General features: G+C 55.4%; 7 protein-coding genes. 1 reads left to right on the forward strand and 6 read right to left on the reverse strand.

What is annotated here, in order from left to right:
• Nucleotides 1-14: 14 nt before the first annotated feature.
• From PVA01S_RS19565 to PVA01S_RS19575, 3 genes are all read right to left on the reverse strand, one after another.
• On the reverse strand, nucleotides 15-3,950 hold the full coding sequence (locus tag PVA01S_RS19565) for a beta-L-arabinofuranosidase domain-containing protein (protein ID WP_127608974.1): 3,936 nt from the start codon (nucleotides 3,948-3,950) through the stop codon (nucleotides 15-17).
• A 19-nt stretch (nucleotides 3,951-3,969) separates the two neighbouring features.
• Complete coding sequence (locus PVA01S_RS19570; protein WP_127608975.1) at nucleotides 3,970-4,575, reverse strand: TlpA family protein disulfide reductase; 606 nt, start codon at nucleotides 4,573-4,575, stop codon at nucleotides 3,970-3,972.
• A gap of 87 nt (nucleotides 4,576-4,662) precedes the next feature.
• Complete coding sequence (locus PVA01S_RS19575) at nucleotides 4,663-13,362, reverse strand: family 43 glycosylhydrolase (protein WP_127608976.1); 8,700 nt, start codon at nucleotides 13,360-13,362, stop codon at nucleotides 4,663-4,665.
• 520 nt (nucleotides 13,363-13,882) lie between these two features.
• Here PVA01S_RS19575 and PVA01S_RS19580 point away from each other — a divergent pair.
• Nucleotides 13,883-15,136, forward strand: coding sequence for a copper amine oxidase N-terminal domain-containing protein (locus tag PVA01S_RS19580; RefSeq protein WP_127608977.1), 1,254 nt, complete (start codon nucleotides 13,883-13,885; stop codon nucleotides 15,134-15,136).
• Between the two features lie 121 nt (nucleotides 15,137-15,257).
• Here the strand turns inward: PVA01S_RS19580 and PVA01S_RS19585 are convergent, their stop codons facing one another.
• From PVA01S_RS19585 to PVA01S_RS19595, 3 genes are all read right to left on the reverse strand, one after another.
• Entirely contained in the window at nucleotides 15,258-15,680 is a 423-nt protein-coding gene (locus PVA01S_RS19585; protein ID WP_054799645.1) for a GlcG/HbpS family heme-binding protein, read from the reverse strand.
• Between the two features lie 463 nt (nucleotides 15,681-16,143).
• Nucleotides 16,144-16,851, reverse strand: a complete 708-nt coding sequence (locus PVA01S_RS19590; protein ID WP_127608978.1) for a gluconate 2-dehydrogenase subunit 3 family protein — start codon at nucleotides 16,849-16,851, stop codon at nucleotides 16,144-16,146.
• A gap of 136 nt (nucleotides 16,852-16,987) precedes the next feature.
• Nucleotides 16,988-18,661 carry a GMC family oxidoreductase gene (locus PVA01S_RS19595; protein ID WP_127608979.1) on the reverse strand — a complete coding sequence of 558 codons (1,674 nt, stop codon included), beginning with the start codon at nucleotides 18,659-18,661 and terminating at the stop codon, nucleotides 16,988-16,990.
• Between the last annotated feature and the right edge of the window lie 211 nt (nucleotides 18,662-18,872).

Consider the following 18,872-nt stretch of genomic DNA (forward strand, 5'->3'; position numbering starts at 1 on the left):
CCTTTCTTCTCGTCTTAAATCGATCTTGCCACAATCGCAAGGTCTTCCATGTCCACCTTGCCGTCTTGGTTGACGTCGGCCTTAGCCGCATTCGCATCCCAGTCCGCCTCTTTCGATTGCTTCCCGTATGAACGGGCCGCCATCGCCAGGTCGCCTATGGTAACTCCGGCTGAGCCGTTCAGGTTGGCATTGATCCGCTTGGCCTCGAAGCGCTGTACGGCCTCCGTCAAGGCTTCGTAAGCGTTCTTCACCTGCTCCCCGGTTGCCTCCGCATCGGCCGCTACCAGACGGGCCTGCTCGATGGAGCTTTGGAGAGCCGCCTTCGCACCGGCGATGTAATACCCGTGCCGGTTATCCTCTGCCGCTGCATCGTGCTTGGTCTGTGCGTCGGCCGCCGCCTGCTGAAGAGCCGTTCTGTCAACGTCCGTGCCGACAGCAGCCCTTGAAGCAAGAGCGATGTAATCCAGCTCGTAAAAGCCTGCGTCCGCAGCCGTTCCCCGCATAAATTTGATGCTGTTGATCCCTTCCTGAAGCTCGACCTGAACGCTGGTCGCCATAAACCGGCCCCAGCCGATCGTCCCCGTCAAATCCACGTGTTGCTCCTGCCCGTCATTCACGATGATGCGGGCCGTTGCGGGACGATAATTCCCTGTATTCTGCGCATACCACACATACAGCCTGTATACACCGCTCTTCGGTGCGACAACCTCATTGAAATTGACATAGCTGTCGGGAAAATCGATATGGCCGACATAGCTCGAGGCGGATGCGTAACTGTTGTTCGTATTCACCTTGGCATTGTGGATCTGTGCTTGCTCCGCCTCGTATTTGGCCGGCGAGACGTTCTCGTCCCCGGTCACCTCCGGGAAGTAAGTCACGCGCAGATTTTCCGATCCGAACGGAACGAGCGTCAGGTTGACCGTGGGCTCCGCGGAATAAACCGGCCCTACCGGCGGCTCTGCCGCCGACACGCCGTTCGGGGCCTTGCCCCAGGTCGGGATCAGCTTGCCTTTGGCAACCAGCTTCACGGGCGTCTTCGCCTGCTCGAACGGATTGTCCGGCATCTCCGAGGTGACGACCTGAATCGATGCCTCCGGATGAGCCCGATCGATCAGCAGTCCGTAATTCCACGGATTGTCTGCCGTGATGTTGTACTGCTTAAAGCCGGGCTCCGTCACCTGAGGCGCCGGATTCGATTGCTCGGTCCACTTCTCGTCGATTTTCAACGAATAGACGAGCGGCCCGCGTTCGATGCCGACCGAATTATTCACCCACGTAGACATCCGAAGCTTCATCGGCAGCGTCAGCTCCACCGTATCGCCCTGGCTCCACGTCCGTTCAATCGTATAGTAGCCGCCGGATGTAACCGCCGGCTGCGGTTCGCCGTTCACCTTGACTGCCGCCCCGTCCGTCCAGGCCGGTATGCGCAGCTTGAGCGGAAAGGCTACACTGGCCGAAGCCTGCTCCACGGTAAACCGAAGCTGGTCCTCGAACGGATAATTCGTGGCCTCCCGAATCGTCACATCCGCTCCTTTGATTTTCGCCGATACCCGGCTCGGACCGTATGCAATCACGCCAAGTCCCCCGTCACTCGTTGCCGCCCACATATCTTTGACAAAATAAGGCCAGCCCATATGTAAATTGAAGCGGCAGCACGGAAAGCCGGAAAACGGCGACTGCACGGTGCCATTGTCGTAATTCTGCTTAAAGCCGTGGTCCGTATTCCGGCTCTGAATCTGATTCGGAAGCGAGTAATATTGATGTGTCTTGATGTCCTTGCTCATCGCGCCGGGAAGTGAGTTGAAGGTCAGCTTTTCAAGTGCGTCTCCTACGGACGCTTCGCCCGTGATCATCGCCGTCACCGCATCGCTGTGAATGCGCTCCACGATCGCGCAGAGCTCGACGCCCTGCGTCGATGCCAGACCCGAGAGCATCTCGGTGCCTGCGTTGATCCCGGTGATTTGATTGTGCGAGCGATTCAGATTTGCGACGCCGGCATCATAGGCGTTCTTATCCGCATCGTTTTTCGAAAGCTGGTAGTAAATCGCCGGCGTTTTGATCGATTGATTCACGTTTACGGTATGCTGCGTATAGAAATTGTCCGGGTTCGTCCGGGCCGGTTCCAAAAATTTGTTGTTCGTCAACAGATCCGTCACATCGAACCCTTGCGCGTTCAGCTTCTCCGCCAGCTGCAGCAATGACGCATCCCCCGTCCGGTTGTAAAGCCAGAGCACCACGTTCATGTTGTCGCCATTGCGTATTTTCCCCCAATCGAACAGCGGCTGCTGATCCAGATTCGCGAGCTGATAGTGAAAATACTTGGTGAGAAAATCGGTCACCCGCGCATCGCCGGTCGCTTCGTAATAGTCCTTCAGCACATAGATAGCAACCATCCGCGGCCACCAGTCATTGTCGCTCTTCGGTCCGAAATTACCGTCCGCGCGCTGGCTCTGCAGCATCCAGTTGACCCATTTTTGCGATTTGGCGATCAGCCCGGGATCGTTTAACGTATAAGCGAGCGCTACCAGGCCCTTCACATAATACACGGGCCGCTCCCAGTTCGTATCGGGCGCCGTGCCTCCCAGCCATTCGGTGTTGCTGCCGAGCTCCGCATACAAATCCTCCGCGTAGCCGGTAGCTCCGTCCTTCATCAGCTCAAGCTGCTTCAGCAGCCAGCCTTCGGCCTTCACGGAGCCGAGCGGCAGCGAAACGAAGGGCGTTTGTACGAGCGGCGCTTTATTGGCTACCGGCTCCTTGAACGCTTCAACCGGAACGGCGTATTCGCTGGCGATGAAATGATCGAACACCGGCTGTCCACGCTCGACGCGGTAGCCGATTCCGCCGGACTTTAAACGCTGCGGGCTGTCATCCGTCACCGTAATCAAGGGCTTGTGCATATCCTCTACATACACCTGGATCTGATCACCGTACGTCGCAACCTTCAGCTGATACAACCGGTTCGGATCGACCTGTTCCAGCGCCTTCACCGTTTGCAGCACCGTACGGTCGCCGTTCATTCGCTCCAACGTCACATTTCCGTCGGCGCTTAATCCGGCATAATAGCCGTGAACGTTAGAGGATCCGGGCCCGGCACCGGCCACGCGGAAGAGCAGGCCGGCATTCGCATCCGCAGCAGCAAGCTTCAGCTCCGTTTCCACGGTGGCGTCGCCGAAGTCCGCGTCCTTGGCCAGCAGCTTCGCACCAGCGCCTCCGGCTTGCACAGTAACGCCTCCCGCTTGCAGGCCCCAAACGCCGTCGATCACCTTCCATTTCTCAAGCCCGGAGACTGACGGAGGATCCTCGAACGTATCCTCGAACGCCAAGCTTTCGTCTTGTTGCTTGATCCTCAGATTGTCGTAAATCGCCTCGGATTGATAGATCCGGACGCCGATTTTCCCCGATGCGTAGCTGTTATCGGTATGCTCCAGCACAAGGGCGTCATTCACATAAAAGCGAATGAGCGGGCCTGCAGCCGTCACTTTAAAACGATAGGTTACGTTCGGGTTCACCGTGATGGAAGAGCGCTTTAACTCCGTCCAGTTGTTATTCATCCGGCCGAGAAACACGCTGCCCGTGCCGCCGGCGCTGATTCCCGCATAATAGCCCTTCACATTGTCGGCTCCTGAAGAGGCGTCGGCGACCCGAAACAAAAGGCCGGCGTCCCCGTTACGATTGGCAAGGCTGATCTCCGTTTCGACCGTGAAATCCTGCAGCTCCGCGCTCTTGGCCAAAGCCTTGTAGCCCCGGCCTGCAGGCACGGTCAGCTTGCCGGATGAGATGGCCCACGAACCCTCGATGATCTCCCAATTGTCATTGATGTAGCTTTGATCAAAATGATCCTCTATAAAGCCGGTCGCTTTCGCAGCCGCTTCGAGATGAACCGCCGGCAGAAGCAGGCTGACATACAGTGTTAGGATCAGAAGCGCCGCGATTCTTGCCTGAAACCTCATGTGTCCTCATTCCTCCCCATTATTCGCTCGACAAGCGCTCCAGCTTCTGCTCGAACTCTATCGGATCGGCCATATGGAACGTATCGGCGATATAACCGTCTTTATCGATCAGAAATGTCGTCGGCAGTGCATGAAGCTCGTATAAATAAGCCGCACGCTTATTCTCGTCCATCAGCGTCGGATAGGCTAAGCCGTTCATCCGCATGAATGCCGAGATGCGCTCGGGGTTCTTTTCTTCCGTCGAGACGTTGATTCCGTAAAAGTCCACATGATCCTTGTACTGCTCATGCAGCCGCTTCAACGTGGGAGCCTCCACCGCGCACGCCTCGCACCAGCTGGCCCAAAAATGGATCAGCACCGGCCGGTTCCTAGATCCGCCGATCGTTACCGTTTCGCCCTCCAACGTCTTCAATGTAAAAGAAGGCGCTTGGACGCCGGAATGCCTACGCTGTGAAGCCGTCTTCGGCGCCTCAGCCGTCATCAAGATTTGCTCCATCGCTTTGGCATCGATCTTGCGGGCGGGATCGAAGCCAGTCGGCTCCGTCAGTTTAAGGTTCTGCACCAAGGTGAAGCCGGTGATCAACAGCGCCAGCACCAGCAGAATCGGCAGCCCTATTCGTTTCATAACCGGTCGTCACTCCTTCCGAGGCTTCTGCCATTTGCGAAGAAACGCCCCGCAGGTGCAGCCGCCGGGCGTCTCTTCGCTTCATTCCTAATCCAGCATAGCTCTGGCTACAATCACCAGATCCTCAATGTCCACCTTGCCGCTGTAGTTCACATCCGCTTTCATCGCTTGCTCATCCCATCCGGGCTGACCGGATTGCTTGCCGTAGGACGCCGCCGTTAAAGCCAGATCTCCGACGGTAATCCCGCCTGAGCCGTTCAGATTGGCATCGATTCTCTTCGACTCGAAAGCGGCCAGCGCCTCCGATACGGTCCGCAGCGCCTCGGTTATCTGCTGCGGCGTAGCTTCCGCGTTCACCGCCGTTGCAGCCGCATGGTCGATGGCAGCCTGGAGCGTCGCCTTGGAGCCCGGTACATAAGCGCCATGGCGATTGTCTTCCCATGCGCCGTCATGCTTCGCTTGTGCGGTTGCGATCGCCTGAACCAGCGCTTCCTTGCTTGCCGCCTTCGCCGTAATTTGCAGACTGTGCGAGGCGCCCTTCGCCATCAGCTCGGCGCCTGCTTCATTCGCAATGGCAATGCCGCTTACCGAAACGACGGTCTGCACCGCTTCCGCGACAGGCAGCGCCTGGAACGTCAGTTTGAGCCAGTCGCCGTTCGCCGGGAGTCCGGCGCCGAGCGCCGCCGCCAAGATGCGGACCTTGCCCGGTGCAAGCAGCCTCTTCTCTACGATCGCTATGCCTTCACGCAAAGCTGCGGCATCCTTAAGCTCAACCTGGCTCGGATCGAAGCTTACGGTCACATCAAGCGCATTGATATGCTCGAAGTCAACCGTCGTCACCGCGCTTAGACCGAAGGTCAGGTCGAAGGCCATGCCCCCTGCCGTAGACGCTGCGCCTGCCAACACGGACTGTGCTTTGGCATGGGAAGGCACCGGCTGCGGTGTAATTGTCGGTCCCCAGACCTCCAAAGCGTCGATTCCTCCCGGCTGCGGCACAAAATGCACACGGTCGATCGCCAGCTTTCTCGGCTCGGTCGTACCGGCCTTGTAGTGCGTGTGGTACACCATGAACAGCTCCGAGCCGTCCGGAGAGCCGATGAATGAATGATGTCCCGCTCCCGGCACGATGGCGTTCGATTTCATGATGGGATTGTACGCGTACTTGGTCCAAGGGCCTGTAGGCGTCGGCGCTGTCGCATAGCCTACCCCATAATCCGGACTCTCGAAATGGTTGCCGGAATAGGTCAAGTAGTACAGCCCGTTATGCTTCAGGACAAAAGGTCCTTCGTTGATGTTCGCCACCGGTGCCTTCTGGCTCAACTCCCACGTCTGTGTAGCGCGGAATACGAACCTCAACGTATCTTCCTTGATGCTCTTCATATCGTCGTTCAGCTCGGCAACCCAGATCTCGTTGCCGTTATTGAAGCGGACAAAGTACATATAACATTTGCCGTCATCGTCGGTGAAGATGTGCGCGTCGATTTCCGGCGTATTCAGATGCAGCGGCTGCTGGACCTCCTGCACGAACGGCCCGAGCGGCGAAGTGCTGGTGGCGACCGCAAGCCGTTCCTGAACCGCATAGTACATATAGAAGATGCCGTCCTTCTCGACGACCTCCGGCGCCCAGAATTGTTTATCGCCCCATGAATGGTCCTTATGCAGCGCCCAGCCGTCATGCGCCGTCCAATTCACGAGATCCGGGGAAGAATACACCTTGATTCCGTTAGGCATGTTCGGCCAATCGGCCGTATTCGTTCCGTACAAATAGTACATGCCATCATGCTTCAGGATAAACGGATCGGCGACGCCCGGAAGCACGGCATTCGTGTAGGTCGGACCTGCCGGAAGCCCGCTTTCGTCGATCGAGGTTACCCTTACATTGTCAAAGTCCGCATCCGCATTCCAGGTGCGGAAGCCGATCCGGCCTGTGGCCAAATGGGAAGCTTCCAACAGATCGAACTTCGGATACCCGTTTACGTTCAGCGGATTGTCATTGACATAAATCTGGAGATGATCCTCCCGTGCGATCACCTTCAGATGCACCCATTCATCGGCTGCGACCGGAAGCTTCCTGGACGCAAGCTCCGTCCATGTTCCTCCCGAGTTCGAGCCCAGGACCACAGATTGATTGGCTGCGCTGATCCCAAGGTAGTAGCCCTCGTACGCATCCGCTCCAATCTCTGCACTAGTTGCCCGGAAAAGAAGCCCTGCTTCATTCCCGCCGGCGATATGCACATCCGCCTCCAGCATGAAGTCCGTAAAGCTCTGTCCGTCAAACAGCGCCTTATGACCGGCTCCGGCCTTCACGGAAAGCCGCCCTTCGGCCGCCGTCCATACCCCGCCGTAAGTCGACCAGCCGTCAGCGGCATTGTCAGTGAAATCATCCGTAAACAGCACGCCCGATGGCAGAGCGGTATCTTCAACGGTCACCACCGCTTGATCCCAGAAGTCTCCATTCACCGATGCCGCCTTGATTACCGTACGGCCCGGTGCCTTCGCTTCAACCCAACCGCTGCTCGTAACGGCCGCGATCGACGGATTCGACGAGCTCCAGTGAAGCTCCTTCCCGCTGGCGCCGAGATTCGTCAGCTGCACGTTCCCGCCCGGCCGCAGCGTTACCTTTTTCGGATCGAGCTTCACCCCGCCTTGAATGGCCCGGATCGCGAAATAATCGAATTTGGCATCGATGCGATCATTTGTCGCGACAATATTGTTGGCGAACAAACCAACCTTAATATCGGTCAGAGTTGCGGTTACCGGATCGGCGGCTTGAAGCCATTCATACCCGTTCCAATAATACGTCGTATACACATTGCCCAGCTTTCTGATTTTCAGGGTAATCGTGTCGCCGCCGGGATGTGCAGCGGGATTGCCCGGCTTCTTGTAGCTGCGTCCGATCTCATAGGCCGTTTCGATGGTTGCTCCGTTCACCCAGACATGGGCCAGCTTCACGAAATGATCGGCATCCTGCCAGATAAACAGTCCGCCCTGCTGATGATTTTTGGCGATCGGCGCCGTGACCTTCGTTACGATTTCGAAATCGCCGCTTCCCGGATTGCGCAGGAACACGTTGTTTTGACTGTTATTGTCCTGATATACATCGGTCGGCGTCGTATGAATGGTCAGCGCTCCCGGATTTTGCGTCAAGCTCCAGTCGCCCGGGCTTTCTTGGAAAATCGACCATTCACCGCTCAGCGCGGCGTTGTCAAACGAGTCCACCTGAAAGCCGGTCAGATCAGGCTCGCTCGGCAAGCCCCGTACGGTAACTACGGCCTCCGTGAACAGAGCCGGATTTCCGGCGCTTGCCACCTTCACGGCAGCCGTTCCCGGCTTCAGACCTTTAATGAACAAGGTCGTGCTGCCGGTAGCCGAATCGACTACGGATTCCGTGACTAACGCCACCTCCGGATTCGACGATGTCAGGGTCAACTGCTTCATCGTGCCGGCAAGCGGTCTAACTGCGGCCACGATAGCAGCGGTTTCCCCTTGAGCCAGCGTTAAAGCCGTCTTATCGAGCATAACGCTCTCTACCGGAACAGCCGAACCGCTGCTTTCCAGCGCCTCCAGAATGATGCTGTCAAGCTCCGCGAAATGGTTTCTTTTGGTAAGTTTGATCGTGTTCGCGCCCGCATTCAGGCTGATATCGATCGACGTCGGGTTATAGCGCTCCCAGCCGTAATTGCGGTAGCTGATGACTTGAGAAGCCGCACCGTTAACCGATACGTCGTGCTGCGCCGCAGCTCCGCCTGCGGTGCCATTGGCTGCCATCACGATCAGGGAGTACGTGCCTGCCCGCTCCACATTCACATGAAAGATTACGCCGTCGGTGCCCGTGTTGTCCAAGCGACCGACAACCTTGCCTCCCGAAGCGTCAGCGCTGTTGCGGATTTCAGCCGTTCCCAGCAGCTCGCCGTACTCCGCTTCGTAGTGGTAGCGCTCGACCTCCGGTGTACCGGATGGCTGCTCCACCGGCGAACCGTAGGCAGCCGGAGTTCCGAAGTTCGGCGTACCGTCCGCATTCCATGTAAACTTCTGGGCTCGCACGCTGCGATTGCCCCAGCTTCCGCCCGACCTCAGGTCGGCATGGTAGACGATCCACTCCTCTGTTCCGTCCGGGGACGTCGTGAAGGTATTGTGACCAGGCCCGAAAGCGCCCGGCGCTTGACTGAATACAGGACCGGACTTCGTCCAGGATGCCGGATTCAATACATCGCCGTCCAAATTTGTCAGCAGACCCAGCTTGTATTCGTCCGTCCAGCTGCCGCTGGCCGAGTAGACGATAAACAGCTTGCCGTCTTTCTTCAAAATTTCCGGCCCTTCATTAATATAAGGCGTACCTATGCGTTCCCAAGGCTGATCCGGGGTGGACAGCTGTACCCTCGATCCGCTGATGGTCCACGGATCGCTCATCGGCGCGATGTAAATGTTCTGCTTCTCATTGACATCGCCTTCCCATCCGGACCAGATAAAATACATGGAACCGTCGTCCTTCTCGAGTACGGTCCCGTCGATCGCCCATTTATCCGAGGCGTCGGCGATTTTACCCTTCAACGTATACGTGCCTTGCGGATCCTGTGAATTGCCCTCAAGTACATACATGCGGTGATTGGCGTTGTTGCCGTCGTCCGCCGCAAAGTATATGTACCATTTGCCCTTGACATACTGCAGTTCCGGCGCCCATAGCTCCTTCGAATACGGCTCCCCGGCCGGAGGCGTGTATACCGTTACACGCGGCGCAGTGCCGATATCCTGAAGCCGCCTGGCCTTGGCGACCTGAAGGGACGAATCACTGTCGGACTTCACGTAATAGTAGAAGCCGTCCTTGAATACGATGCTCGGGTCAGCGGCGCCCGCACCGCCGGAAACCGGTACGATCGGGTTCACGAAAGTCGTTCCGGCGCTAACCGTTACTTCGGAGGTCGCCGTCGCTCCCCCGTCTGCCGCGGTTACGGTTATTGTAGCTGTGCCCTTGTTCACACCCCGGACGAGTCCGGTGCTGTCGACAGCGGCTGCCCCGGTATTGCTGGAGCTCCAAAGCAACTGCTGGTTGGAGGCGTCGATCGGTTCCACCACTGCGTTCAATTTTTTCGTTTCGCCCGCTTTCAGGCTGAAGGAAGGCGTATCCAGCATGACCGACTGAACGCTTTTGCCCGTATAAACCGGCCGCATGACCTGCTTCGCCAAGCCTGGTCCGGACCATCGCACATGCATACTGGCGTCTCCCGCCGCATGCGCATACTCGATGCGGACCGTGTACGTTTGTCCGGCGTTCAGCGCGATGTCGCCGCTGACTTCCTCCCTGCCGCCGCTCGTCTTGTCGACGACCTTCGTATCGCCGATCCACACCCCTGCCAGATGATCGCTGTCGACATAGACCGTATGCACGCCCGATTGAACCGGCTTGATGGAGCCGACCCAACGGATCGAAAATTGGTCCTCGCCGATGCCCGCCGTCGGATCGGGCGAGCCGGTTCCTTTCTCGTCGCCAAGATCGAAGTCAACACGTGGCGTGATCGAAGATTTAGCCAAGGTTGTGAAGCTCGCGTCTTTAAAGTACTTCACCTGAAACACGGGCAGCGTGTCGAAGGCCGGTCCGGTGAGCGCCTTGATGTCGTTGACATCCCACGGATGCCCGTCAGGGTAAACGATGCCGTGGAACGGAACCTCCGGCTCTGAAGTCAGCGGAGTCACATCCGATCCCCATGGGAAGCGGGTGTTATCCCGGCCGATGCCGAATTCCCACATGACGAACCCGATGCCTTGGTCCCCATAATGCCGCACGACGCCGGGTACCGATTGCGTCAGCCGGTTCATCGTTTCATCGGCCAAAATTTGTTTGCTTATGCCAAACGGCGTCGGGTAATCGGATTCATACGGATGCCATGTGATAAAATCCGATGTTGGGCCGCCCGAGAATTGGGCCCCCGTCGACGATACCGGCAGGCTGGAGCCGGTTTCCTTGATCCAAATCCGCGAATCGTTCATGATTTGCTTCGTAATTTGGTCCATCAGTCCGCTTTCGCCGTTGCTCGGCTCGTTATAGATGTTCCAGAAGGCGATTCGCGGATCGTTCTTATGCGCATTGACAATGCCCTGCACATAGCTTTTCAAATCATCCTTATTCGCGGCGTAGTTCGCTTTGATGTCATCCCCCGGGGCCTCTACCCAGCGGCTGTTATGAGCGCCGTACCTTGGCGGCAGCTGCGGTCCCGGCACCGGATGATCGTCCCAGCAGTCGTCGAAGAACACGATCTCCACCTTGATGCCGTACTTATCGGCCAGCTGCAGAAAATCCTCCAGATTGGCGAGCAGCTTTGCACTGTCGTTCTTCCACAGCAGGTTGTGCAAAAATACCCGTACGAAATTAATCCCGTACGTATGAGCATACGAAAGCTCCCGGTCGTTTACCTCATGATTGTACGCATCCCACTGCTGCAGCTGGTTGACCGCATGGGTCGGTACGAATACCGCGCCCTTCACCCACGACCAATCATAGGTCGGCTGCACGACTGCGCCTGCGTCTTGTACGCGGATGTTATCGTAGTCTGCGTTCACCCAATGCGACCGTACGCCGATGGCCCCTGTGGTGTAAACGCTGTCAACTGCGCTGACGATATGCTCGCCGTCGACATAAATATCGATTTGGCTGCCTAAAGCCGTCACTTTCAAGCGGTACGTTTTATTTTGCTGCACCGGGTACATAATCGATGCGAGCTCCGTCCAGCTGTTGCTTAAACGACCCAGTTGGACGCGGCCGTTCACCCCAAGGCCGGCATAATAGCCTTTCATGCTGTCGGCTCCGTTGCTCGGATCGCTTACGCGGAAAATAAGCCCGGCGTTATCGTTGTTGACGCCGTCTTGGAGCGTAATGTCGGCTTCATAGGTGAAATCGGCAAAGTCAGTGCCTTCCGCGACCGACTTGAAGCCGGCGCCTTTGTTCACGCGGTAAGCGCCGTCGGCTGCATTCCATACGCCGCCGTAGGTCGTCCAGCCGTCCGCTTGCTTGTCATTAAAGTCTTCCGTAAAGCTGTGTTCTTCCTTCGTAAACACAGACGTTTGCGTCGACGAATCGAGCATTCCTTCTTTCACCGCGTAGGCTCTCAGCACGGTCGTTTGTGTGACAGTCAACGGCGAGCCGTAAACAGGCGAGCTCGTATTAGGCATGCTCCCGTCTGTCGTATAATGGATGGTGGCCCCGGGTGTAGGGCTTAGGATCATAACCGTTTGCGAGCCCTTGAATGTCCCCCCGCCGGGGATAAAGACCGGCGCTTTCGCTTGGGACGTCACCTTCGTCAGGCTCAAGAGCGATACATTATCGTACACGGCCGACTTGTTGTCGTTCCATGCGCGCAGTCCGATCGTTCCGGACGGATAGGTTTCGTCCGTGAAGGCGGTGACGAGCTTGCCGTTCAAATAAATGTAGTAGCGGGTGCCGAGCGCCACGACCTTGAGCCGGTTAAATTCGTTTGGCTTCACATCCGCCACCGTTTGGGATATACCGGTCCAGCTTCCCTGACCGCCATTGCCGGCCGAGTTCATTTTGCCGACAATCAGGAACCCCGACGTATTCAGACCTGCATAATAGCCGTTCATCTTATCCGCGCCATGGCCCGGGTCGCTTACGCGGAAGATGACCCCGCTGTCCTGAAGCGTCCCTTGCGGATTCAGATCAACCTCCAGCTGGAAGTCGGCGTACACCGCATCCACCACGGCCTTGTCACCGCGCGGATTCGTGGCCTGATACGCGTAAACATCCTGCGAAACCGTCCAGCTTCCGGTTTGTTGACCGGCATACGTCGTCCAGCCCGACGAATTTCCGTCGTCGAAGTTTTCGGTAAACACCGGCTCCTGACCGGCTATGACGTAATGCGCGCTAACGACATCAGAAACCGTCTCCCCCGCCTTCTCCGCATAAGCTTGGATAAGGGTCGTCGTTGCGATGGAAATCGGGGATGAATAGACGGGGGATGTCGGATTCGGCGCGCTTCCGTCGACCGTATAGCGGATCGTGGCTTCCGATGTGCCTGCGGTTAACGCCACGAGCTGCTCGGAGGCGTACGTCCCGCCGGTCGTAAGAAACTCGGGCTCCGCCGTCGTTTGCGCCGCATAGGCCTTCGCTTGAATGTTGTCAATCACCGAGGTTCCCCACCAGGTTCTTAAGCCCACGGCGCCTGCAGACGTTATTTGCTTGCCGTCATTGTCCGTGAAGTCGATCTTAGGCGTGTTCATGTCATTCACAAAGACTTGAATCCGGTTGCCCACCGCGATCACCTTCAGATGCGCGTTGGCGGAGTCAATCGGTGCTGTCGTGAGCTCCCTCCACTCATTGTTGCCCGTCACACGGCCCAGCATGACTTTCTTGTCCACGCGCAAGGCGGCGAAATAACCGTTGTAGCCATCCGCAACGTTATCGCTTACATTTGTGACCCGGAATATAAGCCCGCTCTGATCCGAATGAATGCCGCCAACTTGAAAATCAGCTTCATAGATCAAGTCGGCGAAGCTTGTATGTTCGGCAATGACCTTGGCTCCGGGTGAACCGTTTACCGTGTATTGCCTGGCTTCATTCACTTGCCATCTTCCCCGGTTTGCGGCATCTGCCGATCCGTAAGCCTTCCAGCCGTCGGCATTCCCGTCGTTGAAATCTTCCCGGAACACGGCTAGCGGCTCCCCGACAGCTGCGGCCAGCGGAATCGGCGGCATTAGGGCCAGCATCATACTACTAATGAGGACGTAAGCCAGCGCCTTTCGAATGTGCGAATATGTAACCGAACCTTTTTTTCTCAATCGACTACCTCCTTTCGGGACTCCTTGATGATTTTGCGGTCTGCAAGCTACGATGTCTTCACGACAAAGTACGATTCATCATCTCACCTTCTACCTCTCCAGATTTAGGAACTAGCTTAAGCATAACAAGAAGCACTCCTAAAGTATTTGCAATTTCCAGCAATTTTTTAAGCTATTTCATCCCATTTGCTGCCGTCCGGTCATACTGACGATCCTGCCGGCCCATCTGCGGCTCCGGGATTTCGTCTGCCATGATAAATTTCACTTAAGCACTTGGAATTATGTCAATGAAAATTGCCGCCATTCGACATCGCATTCGAGCACTGGATGGGAATAAAGGCACGCCACCCGGGATAACCTCCTCAGGTGATCGTCAAACCATGAAAAATTGACTAGATTTGATCCCCCTGGATACCCATTTTTATTTCCAGAATTTATAGTATGATAATTCATTATTGGTTGGATTTTACATAAGTACAAATGGTTCTGGATTTTATCAACATTATTTTGGAGGGTTAGGATGAAAAGAACTAGTACAACCTTTAAGCTCCTGCTCGGCTCACTTGCTATTACATTAAGCTTTGGCGCGGTTCCCCCCCATGCCTCGGCGGCGGATACGGCGTTCATTAACCAGATGAGCGATCAATACCATGCCTTTGAGAAAAAACATCGGGATATATACAAGGCTTATCTCCAGAATGAAAGACATTTGTATGACACGTATCACGGTCAAATGACGTCGGTTTATAACGAGCTTATGCGGGTCGCGCACGCAGACCTCGATGGGATGACAAGCATTCTGGAGAACGATATCCAGCAGTTGAAAAAAAGCTACAAGGAAAGCAGTAGTGCATTTAGAGACTATGTGAGGACGACTGACAAGAACCGGGCAGGGGGTCCGATGGATCTCTATGAGGACACGATGGATCCGAACGACGCAGGCAGCCCAATGGATCTTTTCGAGGACAGCTTAAATCCTGATTCGGCAGGCGATGCTGCGGATCTTTATGATGACACACTCAACCCCGATTCGGCAGGCAGCGCCATGGATTTGTATGACGATGAGGTGAACCCCGACTCGGCGGGTAGCGTGATGGACCGGTTTGACGATGAATCGTCTATTCACAGCGCAGGCAGCATTATGGACCGCTATGACGACGGCGACCTGCCAAAGGCTGAGGCGGAAAAGCTGATGGCGGAGGCTCTTGTCCAAGCGGAAGCGGATATGAACAAGCGGATCAGCGACACCCAGCGAAGTGTCCAAAACCGAAAGAACGAGTCACTGCGAGACATACGTGACGCCTGGTTAAACGTCAAGCATGCGATTCTGCAGCAACGCGAGAGAACCATTGCCGAAGTTTCCGCAGCACGGGAGAGGCTGACCGGAACAGGCATCGATTTTAAACCTTTAATCCTGGATGACTGGATTACGGTAGTCGTAGACGGGGATTATCTGATCTTCGAACAGCCGCCGGTCATCGTCAACGGTAACACGCTGGTGCCTATGCGGGCTATTTTTGAGAAGCTTGGAGCTGAAGTGCTCTGGAACGCCGGCGATCAATCAGTCACAGCCAACAAAGGAGCGACGTCAGTCTGGCTTCAAATCGACAACAGCAGCGCCAAAATCAAGGGTCAGGATCAAACGTTGGAAGCGGCTCCCAGAATAGTGAACGGGAACACGCTGGTCCCTTTACGGTTTGTCAGCGAAGCGCTCGGAGCTAACGTACACTGGGACGACAACAAGAAAACGATCACCATCACACCCGCTTCCTAAGTCTGGTTTCCAAGGGCGAATAAACGAACGAGAGCATCCACCTCAGCAGGTGTTGCTCTCGTTTTTCAATGTACGCCCAACACCCAGTCAATACGAACGTATGTATCGTTCCGCAAGGAACTTACTCCAAGATGCTTAATGCTGCTTTAGCAACTTCCATATCCTCAGTATAATGCCCGCCACTAACACCGACACCGCCTATGACTTGATCATCAACTTTGATTGGATAACCGCCGCCAAAAATAACTAAACGGTCTATACCAGTCTGTGCAGCGGCAGCCAAAGCAGGATCATCTTTAATGATTTTGTTCCAGACATCAGTTGGAAACTGGAAGCCGGCAGCTGTATAAGCCTTATCCTGAGCAATTTGAATCCCTACTACAGGAGCCCCGTCCATTCTACTGAATGACTTCAAAACACCACTTTCATCAACAATCGCAATCGTAAAAGACTTACCTATTTCTTGAGCTTTTTGTTCTGCAGCAGCAAGTAACCGATGTGCAAGTTCTGTTGAAATGCACGCTTTCTGGAAGTAGTCGGGCATATCATGACCTCCTCGAATAATTGATAGCCTCCCGGCATTCGCCGAGGCAGGATAAGGTTTTTCTTAACCCATCCAAACTTAATCCTCCTACTGTAGCAGGGGATTTGTTATTCTACGCCCTACCAATTAACTAACAGAATATTCCAGGTTCTTTGTAGAAGCAGTTGTAGAAGCTATTTGACGTAGGTCTTCTTTAATGCCATTGCCGCAAAATCGAACGTAATCTGGAAGAAGTTTGAAGCGAACGCCCATCTATGCCATCCTGCGGAGTCAAATCTAACGGCGCTTAGTGCGGCAGGTGATAGTACACCTACCGTCACCGCAGCCTATACGCGAAGTAAATCGACTTGTAATAGTCATGCCCGAGGCCTTGCCGATTGCAACCATCCTCGTATTTACTAGCAACTCATTACGTTTCACCCAGGACATGGTGGACCAGATGCTCCTGGTTCCACCCCAACATTTACTCTCCTTGTTTCTCCTTCAGGAAAGGGATCAAATCGGCCCAGTCGAAATCTTGGACATAAACATCCCTTACGCTGAACTCGCAGCTATTGGTATCGGCCAAGGATTTAGGGCCGGGAAAGCCGATAACCTTCCAGTTGACGTTCTCCTTGTTGCCCCCGTAGACCGGGTCGCTATAGTACCCTTGCCGGGTGTGGAGCGCCAAAGCACTGAAGAAGTCCATGCCCTCGTCGAACGTACCCTGGAGAAAGGTAGCGTGCTCACTCTCAGTAGAAGTGAGGCTAATGGGCTGCGGCTTCGGCCTCCCTGAAATAGTTACCAAAACCTCATCCTGCTGGTCCTCGTTCAAATCCTTGAAAGCTGTACCGAACTTCTCTTGAGAGATCTTGTCAAGCTTCCGGATCCCTTCACGGTAAGTCTCCTGCATCTCGGCGATGCGCTCCCGCCATGCGTCGGCCTCTCTACCCTCTATCTGCAGAAACCCGCTCCCGTCGGCCGATGCGTAGATGTAGTCTATGCCGGAAATGTAACGGTCGATGAATCGGACTACGCCAGCCTCCCGGGCGCCTGGATCATGATCTGTCGGGATGATCCGGGCTGATGCGGCTTCGATCGTCTCCCACTCGTGCTGATCGAAGAATAAGCGCTTGTCGGTCTCGTAATCCACCGGAGACCCAATAACGGTCCAATCTGCTTTACTTGTCATGGGACACACTCCCCTTTGTTAGAATAGTCTCTCGGAAAATAATTTTCCGCATTAGCTCCCCCATTCAGGGGGGAAAACAAACTTGACAAATCGATATCGCCCCAACAATTTAATAGATCCGTCTATTTCCAAATCTCTATTTAGACCCGATGGAATGCTGATCCTCGCGACCCTTGGCATGGACTCCGGCGATATATTCGGAACAACGCCAAGCGTTGGCCATCATTGTGAGCGTCGGGTTGACCCCTAGGGACGTCGGGAAGCTACTCCCATCCAGGATGTAAAGGTTATCGACATCGTGCGCCTGGCACCACTTGTTCAGCACGCTCTTGGAGGGATTGTTGCCCATCCGCGCAGTTCCGTGTTGGTGGCAAGTATTGCCGGTCAACGAGTTTTCGGGAACAACTTTGATGGTCTTCGACGCCCCCGCTGCCTCGAGAATCTCCGCGTTTTTGTCGACCATCCAATTCGCCATGCGAATATCGTTCGAGTGGGGTTTGTACGTGATCCGCGCAACCGGTAACCCCCAGGCATCCGTAACATTGGGGTCAAGATCCACTCTATTGGACTCTTGAGGCAAGTCCTGAAGGATAATCCCGATCTTCATGGAGTAGTTGTAAAAGTCGCGGTCCGCATCCTTCATGGCCATCCCCCACTCCGGCCTATCCGGGAAAACCCAGTTGATGGGGTGTCCTACTTGTGACGCCGCAAGGATACAACCGCCGATGTGTCCCCGTTTCTCATCGGTCTCGTAGAACTGCATCGAGCCTCCACTGATATAGTGACCGGCAAACCCGTAGAGGGGATCGTGCAACTCCTTGTCGAAGAGACCGGTAGCGAACGCATATTCGTGGAAAGTCGCGTACTTCCCGACCAGTCCACTGCTATTGGCCAAGCCGTCCGGGAATAGATTGGATTTGGACATCAACAGCAGCCGCGTCGATTCTATAGCACCGCCGCATAAAACCACGACGCTGGCTTCCTGTTCGACCTCGCGCCCCTCCAAATCGATGTAGATGACTCCCTTGGCACGGCCATCTTTGTTTAGGGTGACTTCACGGATATGGCACCCGGTTCGCAGCTCGCAATTTCCTGTCGCCAGGGCTTCGGGAATGAAGGAGGTCAATGTACTCGACCGAGTGGTTCCCGGGTCGCCGTACTGATTCCAGAACCCTGTGTAGTTCGATGGAGTCCTCCCCTTATGAGGCTTCGTAATGAGGGCATGAGGAATCGGGAACGCGTTTATCCCGAGCTTCTTGCTCCCCTCGTAGAATTTCTTCCCAAACCGTGTCGGCTGCAACGGTGGAGTAGGATACCCTTTGCTCCGCCGTGGTTCATACTTGTTTGCTTCAGCAAGACCGGAGACACCGAACTCCCACTCCACCTTGGTGAGGTAGGGTTCGAGGTCATCATAGGTGATAGGCCAATCCGCAAGGTCGGCACCCTCAATATCACCATGCAGAGAATGCATCTTAAAGTCACATTCCAACGGACGCGGGACCCATCCGGCCCAATGCACCGTACCTCCGCCGACCATTTGCGGCGTAGGGGAAAACTGGAACCGCTTCGCTTCAGCTTGTTCATCCGCTCGCACAGTCCTCGGGCTGATCTTCGGGTCTGGCCAAAGGTAGTTCCGGTTAACATACTTAAGTTCATCACCCGAGAAGTTCTCCGGCTTCATCCGGGGACCTTTCTCTAACACCACTACTTTCAAGCCTGCTTCTGCCAGAACCTTTGCGGTAGTGCCGCCGGTGGCACCTGCCCCCACGATACACACGTCGACCGGGTCGGGCTTCTTAACATACGTCATATATATCTTCCCTTTCTAGACGATTTGGTTCCCGCGAAATGGATGGTTAAGGCTGCTAACCTATCGACTTCGCGGGTTTGGTTGTTTTTCTCTTTCACATTACCGCCTAATGCTTCGGACGGTCAGCGGTACTCGTTCTCGTCCATCGCTGCAACGCGCACCGTCGCACGCGCCTGCTTAGACGCCGCTGCTCACCGATGCCCGTTCCAGG

The sequence above is a fragment of the Paenibacillus validus NBRC 15382 genome, from assembly GCF_004000985.1.
GTDB classification, from domain to species: Bacteria; Bacillota; Bacilli; order Paenibacillales; family NBRC-103111; genus Paenibacillus_G; species Paenibacillus_G validus.